The following is a 20,538-nucleotide window of genomic DNA, read 5'->3' as shown; positions in this document are numbered from 1 at the left end:
AAAGGTCGGCATTTTTGAAAACTGTTTTCGTCCTGAACGGCCCCAACCTTAACGCGCTTGGCAAGCGCGAACCTGGGATCTATGGCGGCAAGACGCTTGCCGCCATCGCCGACGATTGCAAGCAGGCAGGCGCGGCCCTTGGGCTCGAGATCGATTTCCGCCAGTCGAACCATGAGGGCGATCTCGTCGACTGGATCCAGGAGGCCGGTGACAAGGCCGCCGGCATCGTCATCAATCCGGGTGCCTACAGCCACACCTCGATCGCCATTCACGACGCCATCCGCTCTATTGCGCCGCTGCCCGTCGCCGAAGTTCATCTTTCCAACATCCATGCGCGGGAATCGTTCCGCCACGTCTCCATGGTCGCGCCGGTCGCTGTCGGCATGATCTGCGGGTTCGGGCCGCTTGGCTACACGTTGGCGCTGCAGGCGCTGGCGGCACGCCTATGACCGGCCAACAAACAGAAGGCTCGAAAATGTCGATAAAGAAGACCGGTGTTGACCAGCAGCTTATTCGCGATCTGGCGGGCATACTGAACGACACCAACCTCACCGAGATCGAGGTCGAACTGGGCGACCTCAAAGTGCGCGTGTCGCGACAGGCGCCGGCCGTCCATGCGATTGCAGCACCACAGCCCGCCTATGCGCCGGCCGTGGCCCAGCCCGCCGCGGCCGCGGCGCCGGCGGTCGCCGACATCTCCAAGAATGCGGTGCCCTCGCCCATGGTCGGCACCGCCTATCTGGCGCCGTCGCCCGACGCCAACGCATTCATCGAGATCGGCACGAAGGTCAAGGAAGGCCAGACGCTGCTGATCATCGAGGCGATGAAGACGATGAACCAGATCCCCTCGCCGCGCGCCGGCACGGTGACGGCGATCCTGTTCGAGGATGGTCAGCCGGTCGAATACGGCATGCCGCTCGTCGTGATCGAGTAAAACAGGAATGTTTCAGAAAATCCTCATCGCCAATCGCGGCGAAATCGCTCTGAGAGTGCTGCGCGCCTGCAAGGAGCTCGGCATCCAGACCGTGGTGGTGCATTCGACCGCCGATGCCGACGCCATGCATGTGCGACTTGCCGACGAGAGCGTCTGCATCGGCCCGCCGCCGTCGCGTGACAGCTATCTCAACATCCACCAGATCGTCGCCGCTTGCGAGATCACCGGCGCCGACGCCGTGCATCCGGGCTACGGCTTCCTGTCGGAAAACGCCAAGTTCGCCGACATTCTGGCCGCGCACAACATCACCTTCATCGGCCCGTCCGGCGACCATATCCGCATCATGGGCGACAAGATCGAGGCCAAGCGCACCGCAAAGCGCCTCGGCATCCCGGTGGTGCCAGGTTCCGACGGCGCCGTCACCGATCAAAAGGAAGCCAGACGCATTGCCGCCGAGATCGGCTATCCCGTGATCATCAAGGCATCGGCCGGCGGTGGCGGGCGCGGCATGAAGGTCGCTCTTACCGAGGCTGACCTTGAGATCGCCTTGCAGACGGCGAGCACGGAAGCAGGTGCGGCCTTCGGCGACGATGCCGTCTACATCGAGAAATACCTGGAAAAGCCACGCCACATCGAAGTCCAGGTGTTCGGCGACGGAGCGGGCCGCGGCGTGCATTTCGGCGAGCGCGACTGTTCGCTGCAACGGCGTCACCAGAAGGTCTGGGAAGAGGCGCCTTCGCCGGCCCTCAATGCCGAGGAGCGCGCCCGCATCGGCGGTATCTGTGCCAAGGCCATCGCCGACCTCGGCTACTCCGGCGCCGGCACCATCGAATTCCTCTACGAGAATGGCGAGTTCTACTTCATCGAGATGAACACGCGCCTGCAGGTCGAGCATCCAGTGACCGAAGCGATCACCGGCATCGATCTCGTGCACGAGCAGATCCGCGTCGCCTCCGGTGGCGGCCTTTCGGTGCGGCAGGAAGACATCAAGTTCAACGGCCACGCCATCGAATGCCGCATCAACGCCGAGGACCCACGCACCTTCACGCCCTCGCCCGGCACCATCACCCATTTCCACACGCCCGGCGGCCTTGGCATTCGCGTCGATTCCGGCGTCTATTCCGGCTACAAGATCCCGCCCTACTACGACAGCCTGATCGGCAAGCTGATCGTGCATGGCCGCAACCGGGTCGAATGCATGATGCGGCTGCGCCGGGCGCTCGACGAATTCGTCGTCGACGGCATCAAGACGACGCTGCCGCTGTTTCGCGATCTCGTCGGCAATGCCGACATCGCCAATGGCGACTACGACATCCACTGGCTGGAAAAATACCTGGCCAAGGACGAATAGCCCGACTTGCCGCTATGATGACGCGATGACCCGTCCCTATGCGCCCGGCTATCGCATCCCGACCGACCTTTTGCTCAAGGCCTACGCTTCGGGCGTCTTTCCGATGGCTGAAAGCGCCACCGACCCCGAAGTGTTCTGGGTGCGGCCGGAGACGCGCGGTATCATTCCGCTCGACGGCTTTCATGCGCCGAAGAGCCTGAAGAAGACGATCCGCAAGAACCCGTTCGACATCCGTTTCGATTTCGATTTCGAGGCGACGATCGATGGCTGCGCCGAACGGCGCGAAGAGCGGCGGTCGACCTGGATCAACGCGCCGATCCGCGAAGCCTATGTGCAATTGCATCGGCTCGGCCATTGCCATTCGGTCGAGGCCTGGCGCGAGGAGCGGTTGGTCGGCGGCCTCTACGGCGTCTCGCTCGGCCGCGTGTTCTTCGGCGAGAGCATGTTCGCCAGGGAGACCGACGCTTCCAAGACCTGCCTTTTCTATCTCGTCGAGCGGTTGAAGGCGCGCGGCTTCGCGCTGCTTGACACCCAGTTCACCACCGAACACCTCAAGCGCTTCGGCGCGGTCGACGTACCGCGTGGCAAATATGAGAAGATGCTGGCCGACGCGCTGAAGGGTGAAGCGGTCTTTTTTCCCTGACGGTGAGACTTTTCAGCCCTTCGCGGCAGTCTCCATCGGCGTCTGCGCGTGGAACATCATCTTCCAGCCATTGACGCGGTGGACATAGCCGGTGCTCACCAGCGCCGCGTATGGCTCGCCGTTTTCCCTGATAGCGCGGGCCTCATAAGTCATCATGATGATGTCGCTGCCCGGCTCGATAATGCCTTTCAGATCGATTTGCAGATCGCGCCAGCGGTTCGGCTTGGTAGCGGTCTTGGCCAGATCGGCATTGTCCATGGCTTGCGCCATTTTCGGGAACGCCACGAGGCATTCGCTATCGACGTTGGCCTCATAATAGGCCGCGTCGCCGTCCAGAACCCCTTTTCGAGGTCGAGCAGGTCTTTCTTATTGGCAGTGATCCGCTTGCTGTCTGACATCGGAAAATCCTCCGGCGCATCGATGCGCCCTCGCCTTTCCAACGTGTGGCCAGCCAAGCGGTTCCGAAGGATCAGTTGGCGTCGGTGCTGTCGGGGTCGGTCGCTTCCGGAGCGGCGGCGGCCTTCGGCTTGGACGTATCGACCTTTGGTGTGCCGGCCTTGGCGGCATCGGGGGGCGGCACGTCCGACTTCTGCTTGCAGCCCTTCAGCCAGACGTCATAGACGGCGTGCTCGACCGCATTGAGGCCGGGGCTTTCGGCAAACATCCAGCCGGTGAAGATGCGGCGGATTTTGCGATCCAGCGTTATCTCGTCGACCTCGACAAAGGAATCAGTCTTCGGCTCTTCGGTTTCCGGTCGCGAATAGCAGATGCGCGGCGTCACCTGCAAAGCACCGAACTGCACCGTCTCGTCGATATAGACATCGAAGGTGATGATGCGGCCGGTGATCTTGTCGATGCCGGCGAATTCGGCAACGGGGTTGGTGATCCGATCGGACGCCGCTGGCGCCTCCGGCGTCTGTGCGGCGGCAAACGCCACCGTGCATGCGGCAACACTTACGGCTGCCGCCGTCAGTCCACCCATCGCGATTCGGCTGAAAATGCTCATCTGGGAATACCGGTGGTTTGCGCCCGGGTGATTCTCTCACCCAAAGCTAGTCGCCGCTGTCATATCAACAAGCAGCTAAACGCCAATTGTGGCGACAAAAGACCGGCAGCCGGTCAAGAACCGGGCGTCCAGGCGTCGTAGTCGCCGGTCACCTGCGGGCGGTGCTGATTGGTCAGCACCGAGCCCTTCGGACGGTAGGCCGCGGCACTACCGGTGAGGTTCGGTTCATGCGGCTTCTGCCAGTCGCGCGCGCGGTAGTCGTCGCTCGGCGGTGCCACATCGACACGGTGATGCATCCAGCCGTGCCAGCCAGGTGGGATCGCCGAAGCTTCGGAGTAGTTGCGGTAGATGACCCAGCGGCGCGTGCGGCCTTCCGAATCGGTGCCGCCCTCATAGTAGGTGTTGCCGGTCTCGTCCTGACCGACTTTCGTGCCGTAGCGCCAGGTATGCAAACGCGTTCCCAGCGTCTGGCCGTTCCACCAGGTGAAAAATTGCGTAAGGAAAGTTTTCATCCAGATCCTCGCGGCGGCAGCTGCGGCGCCCGTTCCCTGCTTATGGCGTCAGCCCATCGCGAAGGCAAGAGTTTTGGCGCGGTTGCGGCACTAGGTCGTCTCGCGAAGCCACCAACGTCACGCTTGCCAAGCCCCCATCGTCTTTCTAAAGCTCTGCGCGCCCTGTACGGGTATCCGGCCTGATTGCCGGTCGAGGGAGGTGACGATTGGCCCCATACGCATCCGACCCTGATGTCCGGATCAGCGCCGAGACCATTCGTCGTCGCAAGGGCGGCGTGCCGATCGTCTGCCTCACCGCCTATACCTATCCTGTCGCCCGCCTGCTCGACGACCATGTCGAACTGCTTCTGGTCGGCGACAGCGTCGCCATGGTCCTGCATGGCCACAAGACCACGCTCGGCGCCTCGCTGGAGATGATGATCGCCCACGGACAAGCGGTGATGCGCGGCTCTACCAAGGCCTGCGTGGTGGTCGACATGCCGGCCGGCAGCTACGAGAATTCCGCAGCGCAAGCCGTTGCCTCGGCCCGGCGCATTGTCGATGAAACCGGCTGCCAGGCCGTCAAGCTGGAGGGCGGCGTCGACATGGAAGGCCAGATCGCTGCCATCGTCGCCGCCGGCATTCCGGTGATGGGGCATATCGGCCTGCTGCCGCAATCGGTGGAAAAGGATGGCGGCTACAGGATCAAGGGCCGCAGCGAGGAGAATGTCGCGGCACTCTATCGCGACGCCGACGCCGTCGAAAAAGCCGGCGCGTTTTCTGTTGTCATCGAAGGCACGGTCGAAACCGTCGCCGCCGCCCTCACCCGGCGCATTTCCATCCCGACCATCGGCATCGGCGCCAGCGGCGACTGCGACGGCCAGATCCTGGTCATCGACGACATGGTCGGCCTGACCGTCGACCGCGTGCCGAAATTCGTCAAGGAATATGCCGACTTGCGCAGCGTCGTCGCGGGGGCCGCAGCCCGCTACGCCGCCGAGGTCCGAGACCGCAGTTTTCCCGGCCCGGACCACGTCTTTTCAGCCAGCAAGGATAGGGCATGAGCCGGCCAATCGTCGTCGACAGCGTCGCAGCCCTTCGCGCGCAAATCCTGGACTGGCGGCGCGATGGCCTGAGCGTCGCCATGGTGCCGACCATGGGCGCGCTGCATGATGGCCATATCTCGCTGGTCAGGATGGCGCTCGAAAGCGCCGATCGCTGCGTTGTCTCGATCTTCGTCAATCCGACCCAGTTCGCGCCGACCGAAGACCTCGACAAATACCCGCGCCAGCTGGCCCACGATCTCGACCGGCTGGCGCAAGCCGGCGCGCAGCTCGCCTTCACCCCTGATGCCTCCGTGATGTACCCGGCCGGTTTTGCCACAAGGATTTCCGTTGGCGGCCCTTCGTCCGGGCTGGAATCGGATTTCAGGCCGACCTTCTTCGATGGCGTCGCTATAGTGGTGGCAAAACTCTTTCTGCAAGCGTCTCCAGACCAGGCGATCTTCGGCGAGAAGGACTACCAGCAGCTTTGCGTCGTCAGGCAGCTCTGTCGCGATCTCGACCTGCCGGTTGAAATCATCGGTGCGCCGACCGTGCGCGACGCGCACGGCCTCGCCATGTCGTCGCGCAATGCCTATCTCGGCGCGGCCGAGCTTGAGATTGCACGCCAGCTCAACGCCATCCTGTACAAATCGGCAGCAGCACTTGCAGCCGGCGCCGATGAAACCAGCGTGACCGGCGAGGCCAGCAGCGCTCTTCTCAGCGCCGGCTTCCGCAGCGTCGATTACGTCGCCGCGCGCGCCAGCCTGACGCTTGGCCCGTGGCGGCGAAACCACGACGGACGCCTGCTCGCCGCCGCCTGGCTTGGCAAGACCAGGCTGATCGACAATGTGGAAGTTCCCTCCGCCTAGCGCGTAGGCCACAACCGCCAGCGCCACTCAGGCAATGTTGAGAGAACCGCTAGATGCCGCTCCACGCGGCACAGTGATACAGCCTGGACACAACCAGAAGCCGATGTGAACCAGTTCACATACATCGAGAGGTCGAAGAGGTTGTGTGCGACCTTCCGCAAAACTAATGTGGAAGTTAGCACTGAATCACGCCTGTTGCGGCAAACGAGAACCCATGTCTCCCCTCACAAACACGATCGGTCGCACACTGCCGCAGGTCGTCGAGGCAATTTACGATTCGATTGCCGACGTCGACCGCTGGCAGGCGACACTCGACGCCATCTGCAAATTGGCAATCGGCCAGCTTGCCATACTTGGGGTCGTCGACACGGTCAGCAACGCGGCCCGATTTTCGGTTTCCTGCGGCGATCCGGCCATGCTCGAACCGCTGCAGCGGGAGTACGGGGCCACCGTGCCCTTCTCCACCGCCTTGCCCAAGATGGACCTCGACACGCCCTTCACGGTCGATTCCATCTATGCGCTGCAAGGTCCGGGCGCGCGGCAGAACTGGCTCGAAAGCCGCATCGTGCGCGAATGGGTGGAGCCCAACCGGCTCGACGATTTCTTCTGGGTGGCGCTGATCAAGCGGCCAACCCGCGTCGGCACGCTGATGGTGGTGACGGACAAGGACAGACGCCAGATTTCGAGCCAGGATCTCGAGCTGATTTCACAGCTTGCGCCTCATGTTCGCCGCGCCGTGACCATCGGCGACCTGTTCGAGGCCGAACGGCGCAAGGCCGAGATTTTCAGCTCGATCATCGAAGGCCTCGACCATCCGGTGCTGATCGTCGCGGACGACATGCAGATCCTCTTCGCCAATCCGGCGGCCGAAGCACTGCTGAGCGAGAACATCTCGGTGTCTTCCGCGCGCGGCCAGCTCTCGTTCACCTATGCCGACGCCAATGCCGCGATCGGCCTTGCCGTCGAGCTCGGCACGCGCGACGAATTCGCTCTCGGACCTTCCGGCATCAACATTCCCCTGGTCAGGGCCGCCGTTCCGGCGGTGGCGCATGTCATGCCGCTGGCGCGGCGTGAAATTTCCGCACGCGTGTCGCAGCGCGCCGCAGCCGCCATCTTCATCGCTGCTGCCGGCTCGACGCCGATGCCGGCGCTAGATGCGATCGCCGCACTGTTCGGGCTGACCGCAGCTGAAAAACGGGTCGCCGGCCATGTCGCCGCCGGCTTGACGCGCCGTGAAATCGCCGCCACGAGCGGCGTCTCGGACGGCACCGTCAAGTCGCAACTGGCGACGATTTTCGACAAGACCGGCGCCAGTGACCAGCGCGGGCTGGAACTCTTGATGCGCGAATTGTCACCGCCGCTGCGCTCGAGCTGACACCGCGCCAGGCCGCGTATCTTGCGAGTTGGCTAGAGCCTGTTCCATCCCGATGAAATCGGGATGGGGCTCTATCTCTTTGTTTGAGCATGATCTTTTCCGAAAACCGGATTCCACTTTTCGGGATCATGCTCTATTCCTCGGTCGGCATGTGCAGGTACATCGACTGGATGCCGACCCGGCCCGGTCCGGTGAAGCGATTGACGATGAAATTCATGTTGGCGCCGAAAAACCCGCTGGAAAGCCGGTCGATCTTGGTCTCCATCTTCACCGACACATCCTTGAACAGCCAGCCGCCCGGCTCGATGTCGATGGTCTCGCCGGCGGCAAGCGTCTTCTCGAAGACATTGCCGTAGCCATGCAGCCAGACGATGCCGTCGCCGGAATCGCCGCGAAAACGATCGATGAAGAAGCCGCTCTGGCCAAACAGCATCGTTGCCAGGCCGCGCACGCGCTCGAAGGTGTAATCGACATTGCCGGTCGCTGCGAGGAACTGGTGTTCGCGCACCTGGATTTCCTCGCCGCGCTTGAGATGAATGGGCACGATATGGCCCGGCCCGTCGCGGCTGAAGGCGATGATGCCGGCTCCCGACGCCTCGGTGACAAAGATCTGCATGCCGGCCATCATCCGCTTCAGCGCGCCCTTCAGCGACTTCAGGCCGATGGTGATGGTGGAATGCTTCCACAACAGGATGTGGTGTTCGAAATAGACAGGCATCTGCGTGACGTCGACTGACAGCACCGGCACCAACTCGCCGGCAATATGATAGGTGACGCCACCAAAGGTTTCGTCCGACACCTGTGTCGGCATCAGTTCCGGTAAGTTCGGCATGAATTCCCCCTCGCGCCGTCGCGTCCCATCTCGTCATGCGGGTGCGGATCGGCGAAGACAGCCTTCATCTTGTCGGGGACGCAATCAAATCAAAAACGCGCGATGGCCGGAGCGATCCGGAAGCCTATCCGATCGCTTTTTCGAAGATCAGCGCGGGCAGCCCTGAACTGCCGCCGCAATCGGCAGTCTTGCCGACGGGCAGAAATCCTTGCGAACGGTAGAAGGCGATAGCCGCCGCGTTTGCTTCTTCCACCTCAAGGCGCAGCGTTTGCGCCTCCGGAAAGCTGGCCTCGACCTCTTCCAGCAATGCCTGGCCAATCCCTTGCCGCTGGCAGTCTGGATGGACGTAGAGCTGGTTCAAGAGGACGATTTTCGTATCCGTGGTGGCAGCGGCAAAAGCCATGCCGCCGATGCGCTTGCCGTCATCGGCCACCAGGAATTCGGAATTCGGCCGGACCAGCCGCGCCTTGAGCGCGGCGATCGAATGCCATTCACCGGTGATTTCGGTGACCCGCTCGACGCCGTAGATCACATCGTAAGTGGCGTGCCACGTCTCGACCAGCAGCGTGCGGATGGCAGCCAGATCGCGTTCCCCGGCGGTGCGGACGAACATCGCCCTACTCGATGCCGAGCTTGGCCTTGACCAGGTCGTTGACCGCCTGCGGGTTGGCCTTGCCACCGGTCGCCTTCATCACCTGGCCGACGAACCAGCCGGCCATGGTCGGCTTGGCACGCGCCTGCTCGACCTTGTCGGGATTGGCGGCAATGACCTCGTCGACGGCCTTCTCGATGGCGCCGGTGTCGGTAACCTGCTTCATCCCCCGGCTTTCAACCAACTGGCGCGGGTCGCCGCCTTCGTTCCAGATAATCTCGAACAGGTCCTTGGCGATCTTGCCGGAGATGGTGCCTTCCTTGATCAGGTCGATGACCGCACCCAGCTGATCGGGTGTGACAGGAGCATTTTCAATGTCCTTGCCGGCCTTGTTCAACTGGCCGAGCAGATCGTTGATGACCCAGTTGGCGGCAAGCTTGCCGTCGCGGCCGGCGGCGACCTTTTCGAAATAATCGGCGATCGACTTTTCCGACACCAGGATCGAGGCGTCATAGGTCGACAGGCCCAGCGAAGCGATCAGCCGAACCTTCTTGTCGTCGGGCAGCTCCGGCAGGTCCTTGGCCAGCGCATCGACATAAGCCTGGTCGAACTCCAGCGGCAGGAGATCCGGATCGGGGAAATAGCGGTAGTCGTGCGCCTCTTCCTTCGAACGCATGGAGCGCGTTTCGCCCTTGACGGCATCGTACAGCCGCGTTTCCTGGTCGATCTTGCCGCCGTCCTCCAGGATAGCAATCTGGCGGCGCGCCTCGAAGTCGATAGCCTGACCTATGAAGCGGATCGAGTTCATGTTCTTGATTTCGCAGCGCGTGCCGAACTCGCCACCGGGCCGGCGCACCGAGACGTTGACGTCGGCGCGCATCGAGCCTTCATCCATGTTGCCGTCGCAAGTGCCGAGATAGCGCATGATGGTGCGCAGCTTGGTGACATAGGCCTTGGCCTCATCGCCAGAACGCAGGTCAGGCTTGGAGACGATCTCCATCAGCGCCACGCCCGAACGGTTGAGGTCGACATAGGACATGGTCGGATGCTGGTCGTGCATCGACTTGCCTGCATCCTGCTCCAGGTGCAACCGCTCGATACCGACCTCGATATCCTCGAACTCGCCCTGCCGGTCCGGCCCGACGGAAACGATGACCGTGCCCTCGCCGACGATCGGCTGCTTGAACTGCGAGATCTGATAGCCCTGCGGCAGATCGGGATAGAAGTAGTTCTTCCGGTCGAAGACGGCTTTGTGGTTGATCTGCGCCTTCAGCCCAAGGCCGGTTCGGATCGCCTGCTTGACGCATTCCTCGTTGATCACAGGCAGCATGCCCGGCATTGCCGCATCGACCAGGCTGACATTGGCATTGGGTGCGGCACCGAAAGCCGTCGAGGCGCCCGAAAACAGCTTTGCCTCTGAAGTGACCTGCGCGTGCACTTCGAGACCAATGATGATTTCCCAATCGCCGGTGGCGCCCGGGATCAGGCGTTTTGCGTCGGGCGTGCGGGTATCGATGAGTGTCATGGTGGCCTGCAAATTGGAACTACGGCATATGCGCGAACGCATATTTTGGTGTGCAACTTCGCTAGTGCAAACCGCCAAAAGAGACAAGCGCCCAAAAAACATGGGCGCGAAGCCGCAGGCCGGCTTTTTTCAGCCGCTTGCCTCGAATTCCGGTTTTCTCTCGCTCAGGCCGTGGCGATATAGGCCCTGATCTCGTCGGCCTCGCGCTCGACGTCCTCGATGCGGCGCTTGACCACGTCGCCGATGGAGATGATGCCGTCGAGCAACCCGTTCTTTTCCACCGGCAAATGGCGGAAACGCCCCTTGGTCATGATCTCCATGACCTCATTGACGGTGTGGTTCTCGTTGCAGATCTTCACTTTCGGCGTCATTGCCGAGCGCACGGCGATATCAAGAGCGGCAGCCCCCTCCTTGGCGACGACCCGCACGATGTCGCGCTCGGAAAGAATGCCGACGATCTTGTGATCGCCATTGGTGATAACCAGCGCACCGATCTTGTGGTCGGCGAGCATGCGAATGGCCTCGCTCAGCTTTTCGTTGGGCCCGAGCGTCAACACGTCGTGACCCTTTTTCTCGAGAATTGCCTTAACGGTCATGGCGTCCTCCTCAATTTTTGCTCGCCGGTTCCTGCCCTGACCGGCTTTCACGTTCTGGTGAACATCGTGCGCCGTGATCGGTCGCATTTCAAGTGCGATGGTCACTGCTCGTGCTCGTGAACCTCCTGCTGCCGCCGATCGAAAAGACGCAAACCGAAGAAGCCGGCGACGAAGCCGCCAATATGCGCTTCCCAGGCGATCTGGCTGTCGACGCCGGGGGCGCCGAACAGGCCGGTGGCGAGATTGATGATCATCCACATGGCGAGAAAAGTCATGACGCTGCGCGAGCGCAGCACGGCGGCTATCGATAGCGGCGCGCCGGCAAAGGCAGCTTTGCCGGAGGAACGGTCGATGCTGAAGCCAAAGCGCGCCGCAGCCCCCATCATGCCTGAAATCGCGCCCGAGGCGCCGACCAGCGGCGCCTCGCCATAGGGATGCATGGCCCAGAAGAGCACCACGGAAGCCAGTCCGGTGATGGCGAAGAACAAAGCGAACCAGAACGCACCGAGACGATTGGCCAGCGGCGAGCCAAAGGCGGCGAGCCAGATCATGTTGATGGCGATGTGCGCAAAACCGCCATGCATGAAGGCATAGGTGAAGGGCCGCGTGAACAGGAACCAGTCGAAGCCGTATTGTCCGGTATAAAGGACAGGGATGAAGGCCCCGTCGTAGAGCAGCGTCATTTGCTGCGTGTCGTTCAGGACATATTGCTGCAGCAGAAAGACGGCGACGCAGATGCCGATCACCGCCAGCACCACCGGTGGCAGGTTGAACACCGGCTCGCGGCGCGGCTCCGGAGGAGGTTCCGCCAGCTCGATTTCCGATGGGCTTACAGGTTCGCTCATACGCCTTGCACTCAGCTCCGGGATTTGATGCGCGAGCTTTAGAGCAAGGACGCTCGACTTGGAACAATTCTGTTTCTCCGGGAGCCAATGCCCGGCTCGCCGGTCATTTGCTAAAACCAGGCAGGCAACAAGGCGGAAATGCTCCCGGAGTCGAAAAACTCGCAACTGGAGTTCTCGGAAGCGATGCCGCCGCTCCCTACCATGGAGATGAGAGAAGCGATTCCCCTCCACTCCCATGCGCCGTTTGGCCAGAGAAAAGCTGGCCAAACCCTTTCCCAATTCGCCAACCGGTAACCGGCCGAAACCACTTGTCCCTCCCCACCTCCCCCATCGCCGTCTCGGTTGCCGGGATCGAAAAATCCTTTGGGCCGACGCGCGCGCTCGCTGGAGCCGACCTTGCCGTGGCGGCTGGCGAAGTCGTGGCGCTGATGGGCGCCAACGGCGCCGGCAAATCGACCTTGGTGAAAATCCTTTCGGGTTCGCACACCCCCGATGCCGGGACGATCAGGCTGAACGGCAGGACCGTCACCTTCGCCTCGCCGAGCGCCGCCAAGGCGGCCGGCATCGCCACCGTGCATCAGGCGACCGACCAGGCCGGCGCTGCCGGCCTGACAGTTGCCGAGAACCTGCTGCTCGATGAACTTTGCGGCAGCACCGGGCGCTTCCTCGTCTCAAGCAGGTCGATCCGCAAGCGCGCCAAAGAGATCGCGGCGCTGATCGATCTCGACCTGCCACTCGACCGCGACTTTGCCGACCTGCGTCCGGCCGAACGGCAATTGATCGCCATCGCCCGCGCTGTCGCGGCAAAAGCCTCCGTGCTGATCCTCGACGAACCGACATCGAGCCTGTCGACCACGGAAGCCGACCGGCTGTTCGCCATCATCCGCCGGTTGCGCTCGACCGGCATGGCAATCCTCTACATCTCGCACCGGCTTGGCGACCTCGCCGCGATCGCCGACCGCGCCGTGGTCATGCGCGGCGGCCGCATCGTCGGTGCGTTTGCCAAGCCTATCGATTTCCCGGCCGCCGTTGCCGCCATGATCGGCCGGACACTGGAAGCCGTCATCCATGACGGCAAGACCTCGACGGCGCCGGTCATCGCATCCATCAAGGGCGCGCAACTGGTTACCGGAGCGAGACCCTTCGATCTCGACCTGCGCTCCGGCGAAGTCGTCGCCATCACCGGCACGCTCGGTTCGGGCAAGAGCCGGCTTTTACGGGCGCTGTTCGGTCTCGAAACATTGGCGCGAGGCAGCGTCGTCCTCGACGGCAAGCCGTGGCTGTCGAGCGGACCGGCGCAATCGATCGAAAGCGGCGTCTTCATGGTCGCCGAGGACCGCTGGCAATCGTCGCTGCTGCCGCCTGAAGTTCCCGGCGCCTCGATTGCCGGCACCATCGCCCTGCCGCACCTGAAACGCTGGTTTCCAGGCGGGCTCTTGCGAGAGAAGCGGGAGCGCAAGGTTGCCGCCGAGGCAATCGCGCGGCTCGGCATCAAGGCGCGCGGCCCCGACGACACGCTCGACGAGCTTTCCGGCGGCAACCAGCAAAAAGTCGTGCTCGCCCGCTGGCAGGCGGCACCTTGCCGGCTGCTGCTGCTCGACGAGCCGTTCCAGGGCGTCGATGTCGGCGCGCGTGCCGATCTGATCGCCGCGATACGCAGCAGCCAGAGCGGTTCGGCCACGCTGATCGCCACCAGCGACACCGAAGAGGCGCTGGAGGTTGCCGACCGCATCCTCGTCATGCGCAACCATTCACTTCATGAGGCCGCGGACGGCCATGGCTCACTGACCGAGCAGATCGGCAAGGTCGAGAGCGAAGAAGCCGGAGGCCATCGATGACCGACCAGACGACAGCGCAGGCCGCGCCGCGCCTATCGCTTTTCCGCGAGATCCGCCGCTACGCCCTCTTCGTGCTCCTGGCTCTTCTGGTCGTCGGCTTCTGGCATGTGCAGCCCGCCTTTATCCGTTCAGCCAATCTGTTCTCGATCCTGCAGGCGGTTTCGGTGGTGGCGATCCTCGGCGTCGGCGTTTCGATCACCATGGCGGCTGACGGCTTCGATCTTTCGGTCGGCAGCATCGCCGCATCGTCGGTGATGGCGGCAAGCTACGCCATGGTCGTCTGGCAATTGAACGCGGCCGAGACCATGGTTCTGGTCTTGCTGATGGGCGCCTTGATCGGCCTCGCCAACGGGCTGCTGATCGTGCGCGTCGGCGTCCCCGACCTTCTCGCAACGCTGGCGACAATGTTCCTGCTCGCCGGCGTGCAATTGATCCCGACCGGCGGCCGCTCGATTACCGCCGGCATGGTGCTTCCCGACGGCTCATCGGCTCTTGGTGCCTACGATCCGGCTTTCCTGGTCCTCGGCCGTTCCAGGCTCTTCGACACGATCCCTCTATCTGTCGTGGTCATGGCGATTGTCGCCGTTCTCGCCTGGTTCCTGATGGAACGCACGCGCTGGGGCCGCGTCTTCTACGCCATCGGCGGCAACGAAACGGCCGCGCATCTTTCCGGCGCGCCGACCAAGGCATACCGGCTCTGGGCCTATATCCTGTCGGGCACGCTGGCTTCGCTGGGCGGGCTGATCGTCGCGTCGCGTGTCGGCCGCGGCGACGTCTCGGCGGGCAATTCGTTGCTGCTCGACGCAGTCGCCGCGTCGCTGATCGGCTTTGCCGTTCTCGACAAGCGCCGCCCGCATGTGATCGGCACGGTGGTCGGCGCGATTTTCGTCGGCGTGCTGCTCAACGGCCTCACCATGCTGAACGCGCCCTATTACACGCAGGACTTCGTCAAAGGCGTCGTGCTGGTTGGCGCGCTGGCGTTGACCTTCGGCCTCGGAAAGAAGCGGTAACTCGAGCAATTCCGGAAAAGTGTGTAGCGGTTGTCCGTCCGGATCGCGCTCCAGCGCGGCGTCAGTCACGACAACACAGATTGCGTTGTCCTCGATGGAGGGAGGCGGCATATCTTCTCACCCTGGCCCCACGGGTTTAGACTGCAAAAAAATTCCTGACCGTTGTCGGCCAGGCCCACGCTCCGCCGTCCTTGATGAAAGGCATGCAATCGGGAGGAGAAAATGCCGGAAAAAGTCCTGGTCCTCATCGGCACGAAAAAAGGCGCCTTCATCGCCGAGAGCGATGGCAAGCGCGGGTCGTGGAAACTGCGCGGTCCGTTCTGCGAGCACTGGCCGATGAACCATGTCGTCGGCGACGCCGCGACCGGTGCGATCTACGGCGCCGGCGGCAACGAATGGTTCGGTCCGGCGGTCTGGAAGTCCAACGACCTTGGCGAGAGCTGGACACATTCCAGTGAGGGCCTGGCCTATGCGGCTGGCGAAGAACCGATCAAGGCGGTGTGGAGCCTCGCCAGGCGCAATGGCAGCCTCTATGCCGGCGTGCAGCCGGCCGGCCTGTTTCGCTCCGACGACGACGGTGCCACCTGGAGCCACATCGAGGGCCTGCAGCATCACCCCAGCCGCAAGGACTGGAACCCGGGTGGCGCTGGCCTCATCCTCCATTCCATCGTCACGCACCCCGCAGACGAGGAGCAGATCTGGGTGGGCATCTCGTCCGCAGGCGTGTTCTACACCTGGGACGGCGGCAAGACGTGGGAGCCGCGCAACCGCGGCACCCGCGCAGACTTCCTGCCTGAAGGACAAAACTACCCAGAGTTCGGCCAGTGCGTGCACTGCCTGGTGATGGCGCCCGGCAAGCCCGATCGGCTCTACCAGCAGAATCATTGCGGCATGTACCGCTCCGACGACGGCGGCAAGAACTGGCAGAGCATCGAGAAGGGCCTTCCCTCGACCTTCGGTTTTCCTGCGGCCACGCATCCGCGCGACGCCGACACCCTCTTCCTCCTGCCGCTCAACGGCGACAGTGCCGGCCGCTACGTGCCGGACGCGAAGGCGGCTGTCTGGAAGACGCAGGATGCGGGCGCCACTTGGCTGGACGAGCGCAAGGGCCTGCCGCAGGAGAACTGCTATGCCGGCGTGTTGCGGCAGGCCATGGCGACCGATAGCCTTGAGCCGGCCGGCGTCTATTTCGGCACCAGCGGCGGCTCGCTCTTCGCCAGTGCCAACGAAGGCGAAAACTGGTCGGAGATTGCTCAGCATCTGCCCACGATCCTGTCCGTCGAGGCGATGGTGGTGAGCGGGTAGGGAAAATGCCGAACGACACCGCCAGCACCGTGTCCCTTGTTGTCGCCCGGCTCCCGGGCGTGCTTATCGACCTGTTTCCCGGCGCGTCGCGCCGGGTCGAATTGCCGGCCTCGACCGTGAGGGAAATGATCGACGGGCTGGACGCGCTCTGGCCCGGCATGCGGGACCGCATGTGCGATTCCCGCCCTGCGATCCGTCGCCATATGAACGTCTTCGTCGATGGCGAGAAGGCAACCCTGGAAACCAGGCTCGCGCCCGGCGCCGAGGTTTTTATCCTGACGGCGATCAGCGGCGGTTAGGTCAGGAAACAAAAGTAGCCCGAGCCTCCCGCCCCCTCGCCGGAAGCGAGGGAGGGGAGAAAAAGGATCAGTTGGACGGGATCCAGCTTGCGGTCGCTGCGTCGCTCTGGCCGAAAGCCGGAAGCTTGGCGTCGAGATCCTCGATCGTCTTGATACCGTTCTTGCGCAGATCCTCCTGTGTCAGCAGGACCGGTTTGACGACGATATTGTGGCCCGGATCCTCCCCCGCGATCAGCTTGGCCGCCGCGCGGACCGAAACCGCGCCGACGACGGCCGGATTGGTGGCCGCGGTGGCGACCCACGGACTGCCTTCCGCGGTGATCTCGGTGATATCGGCCGTGGACACATCGGCCGAATAGATCTTCACCTTGTTCGAGATGCCGAGTTCGTCGGTGGCGAGCTTCACGCCGCGCGCAAACTCGTCATAGGGCGCAAAGACGACGCTGATATCGGGATTGGCCTGGAATGCCGCCTTGGTCTGATCGGCGGTCGAGACCGCGGTCGTGTCGTTGACCGTGCCCCAGCGGGCCTTCTCGACGACGCCGGGATTGGCCTTCTTGATCTCGTCCCAGATTTCGTTGCGGCGGTCCAGCGGCGCGAAGCCGGCGACGTAGACATAGCCCGCCTGGAACGACGTGCCATTGTCCTTGATCGCCTGGCCGAGCGACGCCTTGGCCAACTCGTGATCGGACTGTTCGACCTGCGGTATCTTAGGATTGCCGAGATCGACGTCGAAAGCGACGACCTTGACGCCGGCGTCGAGTGCCTTCTGCGCGACATCCTTCAAGGCTTCGGGCTGGCCATGATCGATGATGATCGCCTGGACACCGAGATTGATCGCCTGGTCGATCTGGTCACGCTGCGCGGCCGCATCCTGCCGGCCGGAAAAGATCGTCAGATCGATGCCGAGCGCCTTGGCCTGCTTTGTCGCGCCAGCCTGATAGGCCTGAAAGAAATCGCCGGCGGAGATGAAGGTGACGAGTGCCACTTTCACGCCGCCCTTGTCGAAAGGCGCAGGCGCGCCGGTGATCCCGGCGGCGTGAACCGCCCCGACCGGAATGGCGCTGGCCAGCAGACCGGCCGCGATCAGTCGAAGGATAGAAGTCTTCATGATGTTACCCCAGTGAATGTCGCCAACAAGGCACGTCTCCGGACCGCGGGATCGCCGCCGTCGCGCCTTGAGGAGCGAATTCGCGAGACTACAGCGGCGACAGAACCGCCCGGAACACAGATTTTTCTCTTTCGCGGCGCCTGATTGGCAAATGTTACCGCTGCCTGTTGCACCGCTCGGGGATCGGGAGGTGTCGCGCGGATCGTCGGGATCGTCGCCCGCGTTTCAGGCGCGACGCGCTTTGGCCGCGAATCGCCGATCCGGCGAATCATCAAGCGCGAATCAAAAAGAAGCCGTCCAAGGTTTCCCTTGAACGGCTGGTCGAGCCCCCTGCTCCCCTAAAACTCTTCACCGAAGTGCTGCCGATCGTCGCGAAACGACCGCTTCTGGAGTGGTTTTTATGTGCCACAGACCCTGCCTAGGAGCAACGTAAACCACTTGTTAACCTTAACGGCCCCGACCCGTGAACAAGTGTTAACGCTGCTGGCACGCATCCTGCGACGCACCGCATGTAGGTCATCGGAGAGCGCCCTTTCTGTTCCCCGATGGGACACCAGAAGACAGAATGCGCGGAGCTGCTAGCATGAAACAGAACGGGTCGATCACACTGTTCCAATATTGGAACAGGCTGCGTGATGGGCGCTCTGCCCCGAAGCGTTCGGAAGTAGAGCCCGCTGATATCAAGTCGCTGCTGGCCGACACCTTCATCCTGGAAAGGGACACCCGCGGTGAAGCCGTGTTTCGGCTTGCCGGCACCCGGCTTTGCGCCGTCTACGGACGCGAACTCAAGGGTTTTTCCTTTCCCTCGCTGTGGCGCCAGAAGGATCAGCGGCTTGTCTCCAAGCTGTTCCACGGCGTTCTCGAGCAGAAATCCGTGGTGCTCATCACCTATGAGGGCCTCAGCCAAAATGGCCGTTCCAACCGCTTCGAACTGCTTGCCTTGCCGCTCGACGGCGGGATCGAAAATCCGCGCTGCCTGGGCGTGATCAGCGCCGTCGAAAAGCCCTTCTGGCTGGGGGCGGACCCGATCACCGACGCTTTGATCGACGCGATCCGCGTCATCGATCCGGACAAGGACCCGATGTACCTGAAAAACCGGCCGGAGATCGCCGTTCCCTCGCTTGTACCGTCCGAATTCGATCCGCCGGAAACGATTTCGGCACTGGGCCGGGCGCGCCGCATCCGCCATCTGGTCGTGTTCGACGGCGGGCGCGAAGAATAACCCCAAATCTTAAAGCACGGCGGCCGGCTTTTCCCCTTTGTTAACCTGCTTTCCTGTAGTTTTGCGGGTGAAGTTCCTCGCATCGGCGCGCAGGAATGCCCAACGGGGTGTAGGCATGATGAGGTCAGCGGCGGTCGAGTCCGCGCCGTCCCGCGCCGAAAGGCGTAACTTTCAGCGCGTCCGTGTAAAGATCTACGGCCGCTTCATGCTGGAAGACCGTACCGAGCACCCGTGCCAGGTGATCGACATGTCGCCGGGCAATGTCGCGCTTCGTACCGATCGCGTCGGCATGCCGGGCGAAAAAGTCATTGCCTACATCGATCATATCGGCCGCATCGAGGGCGTGGTGACGCGCACCTCGCAGGATGGCTTTGCGATGACCGTCATCGCCTCGGACCGCAAGAAGGACAAGCTTGCCGCGCAGCTGACCTGGCTTGCCAACAAGCATGAACTCGATCTTCCGGAAGACCGCCGTCACGAACGCGTGGCGCCGCGCAACCCGACCAGCGTGCTCCAGCTTACCGACGGGCGCCAGTATCAGTGCCGCATCATCGACCTGTCGCTGTCGGGCGCCGCCATCGAGATCGACGTCAAGCCGGCCATCGGCATCCAGGTCATGCTGGGGACCATGCGCGGCCAGGTGGTGCGCCATTTCGAGGATGGCGTCGCCATCGAATTCGCCGTCATCCAGCGACCCGAAACACTCGATTCCGAATTCAACGCCCCGCGCTCCTGAGGCAGCGACATCGCAATCCAGCGAACCGGCCCGTTGCGGCCGGTTTTTGTTGACCGGACATCCCCGCCAAAGCCTGCCCCGACCCCACCAACCCGTACTCGCCAGCGCCGTATCTGTGGTGGCGCAGGCACCCGGCTTGGTTAGAAATACCTGAAGAATTTTATACTCAAATAGCTCAAATTTTATGTTTATTCTACTGAGGTTTTACTCAAAATCTACTTCGGGTTTTTGCGTCAAATAAATCCAACCCTGTCATGGTCTTCTCAAACGGGGAGACTGAACAATGAGCAAGACGAGGGGCAAGCTGTTGCTTATGGCAATAGCGATGCAGCTTTCCGCTTGGGGAACAGCGGAAGCGGCGCAACCAGCCTTCATGCACACTGGCGGCCGCACCACGCAGCCGGTCGGCCACTACGAGTTCTGCCAGAAACTTCCGCAGGAATGCACCGAGCGGACGCCGAAGCAGGCGCCGGTCGAACTGACCCGCAAACTGTGGGCGACGATCGTCAACGTCAACAATTCCGTCAACACCCGGATCATCCCGCGCACCGACATGGAGCAGTGGGGCAAGGAAGAGGTCTGGTCCTATCCCGACAATGGCTTCGGCGATTGCGAGGACTATGCGCTGGAGAAGCGCCGCGAGTTGATGAGCGCCGGGATCCCCGCCGGCAATTTGCTGATGACCGTGGCGCGCCAGCCGAATGGCGACGGCCATGCGGTGCTCACCGTGCGCACCAGCCTCGGCGAGTTCATCCTCGACAATCTTGAATCCAGGGTGCTGTCCTGGACCGACACCGACTACACCTACCTGAAGCGCCAATCGGACCAGAACTCCGGCGTTTGGGTGACGATCAATGACGGCCGCGCCGACGCGGTCGCCAGCGTCCGCTAAAGCACAAACCAGAGGTCAAGCAC

The 20,538-nt window shown here is 62.7% G+C and carries 22 protein-coding genes and 1 pseudogene; 14 read left to right on the top strand and 9 right to left on the bottom strand.

Features of this window, described 5'->3' with window-relative positions; translation table 11 throughout:
- Positions 1-14 precede the first annotated feature (14 nt).
- The 4 genes from aroQ to aat are packed head-to-tail and all read left to right on the top strand — an operon-like array spanning position 15 to position 2,928.
- Entirely contained in the window at positions 15-449 is a 435-nt protein-coding gene (gene aroQ / locus AC1DX6_RS14485; RefSeq protein ID WP_477314402.1) for a type II 3-dehydroquinate dehydratase, read from the top strand.
- 26 nt (positions 450-475) lie between these two features.
- Entirely contained in the window at positions 476-934 is a 459-nt protein-coding gene (accB, locus tag AC1DX6_RS14480) for an acetyl-CoA carboxylase biotin carboxyl carrier protein (protein ID WP_477314400.1), read from the top strand.
- Between the two features lie 7 nt (positions 935-941).
- On the top strand, positions 942-2,285 hold the full coding sequence (gene accC, locus AC1DX6_RS14475) for an acetyl-CoA carboxylase biotin carboxylase subunit (protein WP_477314398.1): 1,344 nt from the start codon (positions 942-944) through the stop codon (positions 2,283-2,285).
- Between the two features lie 25 nt (positions 2,286-2,310).
- On the top strand, positions 2,311-2,928 hold the full coding sequence (gene aat, locus AC1DX6_RS14470) for a leucyl/phenylalanyl-tRNA--protein transferase (protein WP_477314396.1): 618 nt from the start codon (positions 2,311-2,313) through the stop codon (positions 2,926-2,928).
- A 12-nt stretch (positions 2,929-2,940) separates the two neighbouring features.
- On the opposite strand, the pseudogene AC1DX6_RS14465 reads toward aat, so the two are convergent.
- The 3 genes and pseudogenes from AC1DX6_RS14465 to AC1DX6_RS14455 form a co-directional block, all read right to left on the bottom strand.
- Positions 2,941-3,326, bottom strand: a pseudogene (locus tag AC1DX6_RS14465) (hypothetical protein).
- 71 nt (positions 3,327-3,397) lie between these two features.
- On the bottom strand, positions 3,398-3,934 hold the full coding sequence (locus AC1DX6_RS14460; protein ID WP_477314394.1) for a DUF2155 domain-containing protein: 537 nt from the start codon (positions 3,932-3,934) through the stop codon (positions 3,398-3,400).
- A 113-nt stretch (positions 3,935-4,047) separates the two neighbouring features.
- Positions 4,048-4,446, bottom strand: coding sequence for an NADH:ubiquinone oxidoreductase subunit NDUFA12 (locus AC1DX6_RS14455; RefSeq protein WP_477314392.1), 399 nt, complete (start codon positions 4,444-4,446; stop codon positions 4,048-4,050).
- 206 nt (positions 4,447-4,652) lie between these two features.
- Here AC1DX6_RS14455 and panB point away from each other — a divergent pair, with 206 nt between their 5' ends.
- From panB to AC1DX6_RS14440, 3 genes are all read left to right on the top strand, one after another.
- Positions 4,653-5,489 carry a 3-methyl-2-oxobutanoate hydroxymethyltransferase gene (gene panB / locus AC1DX6_RS14450; RefSeq protein ID WP_477314390.1) on the top strand — a complete coding sequence of 279 codons (837 nt, stop codon included), beginning with the start codon at positions 4,653-4,655 and terminating at the stop codon, positions 5,487-5,489.
- Positions 5,486-6,337, top strand: coding sequence for a pantoate--beta-alanine ligase (gene panC / locus AC1DX6_RS14445; protein ID WP_477314388.1), 852 nt, complete (start codon positions 5,486-5,488; stop codon positions 6,335-6,337). The genes panB and panC overlap by 4 nt, the downstream gene beginning before the upstream one ends.
- Before the next feature lie 214 nt (positions 6,338-6,551).
- Positions 6,552-7,712, top strand: coding sequence for a helix-turn-helix transcriptional regulator (locus AC1DX6_RS14440; protein WP_477314386.1), 1,161 nt, complete (start codon positions 6,552-6,554; stop codon positions 7,710-7,712).
- Positions 7,713-7,845: 133 nt separating this feature from the next.
- Here the strand turns inward: AC1DX6_RS14440 and AC1DX6_RS14435 are convergent, their stop codons facing one another.
- The 5 genes from AC1DX6_RS14435 to AC1DX6_RS14415 form a co-directional block, all read right to left on the bottom strand.
- Entirely contained in the window at positions 7,846-8,544 is a 699-nt protein-coding gene (locus AC1DX6_RS14435; RefSeq protein WP_477314384.1) for an AIM24 family protein, read from the bottom strand.
- A 124-nt stretch (positions 8,545-8,668) separates the two neighbouring features.
- On the bottom strand, positions 8,669-9,157 hold the full coding sequence (locus tag AC1DX6_RS14430; RefSeq protein WP_477314382.1) for an N-acetyltransferase family protein: 489 nt from the start codon (positions 9,155-9,157) through the stop codon (positions 8,669-8,671).
- Between the two features lie 4 nt (positions 9,158-9,161).
- On the bottom strand, positions 9,162-10,661 hold the full coding sequence (gene gatB, locus AC1DX6_RS14425; protein ID WP_477314380.1) for an Asp-tRNA(Asn)/Glu-tRNA(Gln) amidotransferase subunit GatB: 1,500 nt from the start codon (positions 10,659-10,661) through the stop codon (positions 9,162-9,164).
- A gap of 164 nt (positions 10,662-10,825) precedes the next feature.
- Positions 10,826-11,257, bottom strand: coding sequence for a CBS domain-containing protein (locus AC1DX6_RS14420; RefSeq protein WP_477249016.1), 432 nt, complete (start codon positions 11,255-11,257; stop codon positions 10,826-10,828).
- Positions 11,258-11,358: 101 nt separating this feature from the next.
- Entirely contained in the window at positions 11,359-12,102 is a 744-nt protein-coding gene (locus AC1DX6_RS14415) for a rhomboid family intramembrane serine protease (RefSeq protein ID WP_477314378.1), read from the bottom strand.
- A gap of 308 nt (positions 12,103-12,410) precedes the next feature.
- On the opposite strand from AC1DX6_RS14415, the gene AC1DX6_RS14410 reads away from it, so the two are divergent.
- The 4 genes from AC1DX6_RS14410 to AC1DX6_RS14395 all read left to right on the top strand — a co-directional run bounded on the left by AC1DX6_RS14410 (position 12,411) and on the right by AC1DX6_RS14395 (position 16,554).
- A complete protein-coding gene (locus tag AC1DX6_RS14410) occupies positions 12,411-13,940 on the top strand; it encodes a sugar ABC transporter ATP-binding protein (protein WP_477314376.1) in 1,530 nt (509 codons plus the stop codon).
- Entirely contained in the window at positions 13,937-14,950 is a 1,014-nt protein-coding gene (locus AC1DX6_RS14405) for an ABC transporter permease (RefSeq protein ID WP_477314374.1), read from the top strand. The genes AC1DX6_RS14410 and AC1DX6_RS14405 overlap by 4 nt, the downstream gene beginning before the upstream one ends.
- Positions 14,951-15,172: 222 nt before the next feature.
- Positions 15,173-16,255 (top strand): WD40/YVTN/BNR-like repeat-containing protein, encoded by a 1,083-nt coding sequence (locus AC1DX6_RS14400; protein WP_477314372.1) that lies wholly within the window; start codon positions 15,173-15,175, stop codon positions 16,253-16,255.
- Between the two features lie 5 nt (positions 16,256-16,260).
- Positions 16,261-16,554 (top strand): MoaD/ThiS family protein, encoded by a 294-nt coding sequence (locus AC1DX6_RS14395; RefSeq protein ID WP_477314370.1) that lies wholly within the window; start codon positions 16,261-16,263, stop codon positions 16,552-16,554.
- Positions 16,555-16,621: 67 nt separating this feature from the next.
- Here the strand turns inward: AC1DX6_RS14395 and AC1DX6_RS14390 are convergent, their stop codons facing one another.
- Positions 16,622-17,653, bottom strand: a complete 1,032-nt coding sequence (locus AC1DX6_RS14390) for a substrate-binding domain-containing protein (protein WP_477315109.1) — start codon at positions 17,651-17,653, stop codon at positions 16,622-16,624.
- Positions 17,654-18,248: 595 nt separating this feature from the next.
- Here AC1DX6_RS14390 and AC1DX6_RS14385 point away from each other — a divergent pair.
- From AC1DX6_RS14385 to AC1DX6_RS14375, 3 genes are all read left to right on the top strand, one after another.
- Positions 18,249-18,887, top strand: coding sequence for a PAS domain-containing protein (locus AC1DX6_RS14385; protein WP_477314368.1), 639 nt, complete (start codon positions 18,249-18,251; stop codon positions 18,885-18,887).
- A 118-nt stretch (positions 18,888-19,005) separates the two neighbouring features.
- Positions 19,006-19,623, top strand: coding sequence for a PilZ domain-containing protein (locus AC1DX6_RS14380; protein WP_477249105.1), 618 nt, complete (start codon positions 19,006-19,008; stop codon positions 19,621-19,623).
- Positions 19,624-19,906: 283 nt separating this feature from the next.
- Positions 19,907-20,515: a transglutaminase-like cysteine peptidase gene (locus AC1DX6_RS14375; RefSeq protein WP_477314366.1), complete on the top strand. Its 609-nt coding sequence runs from the start codon at positions 19,907-19,909 to the stop codon at positions 20,513-20,515.
- Positions 20,516-20,538: the final 23 nt, after the last annotated feature.

The organism is Mesorhizobium sp. P2_C4, from assembly GCF_056404575.1.
Note: the sequence above shows the minus strand (reverse complement) of the source record. Positions and strands in the feature narration are given on the sequence as shown.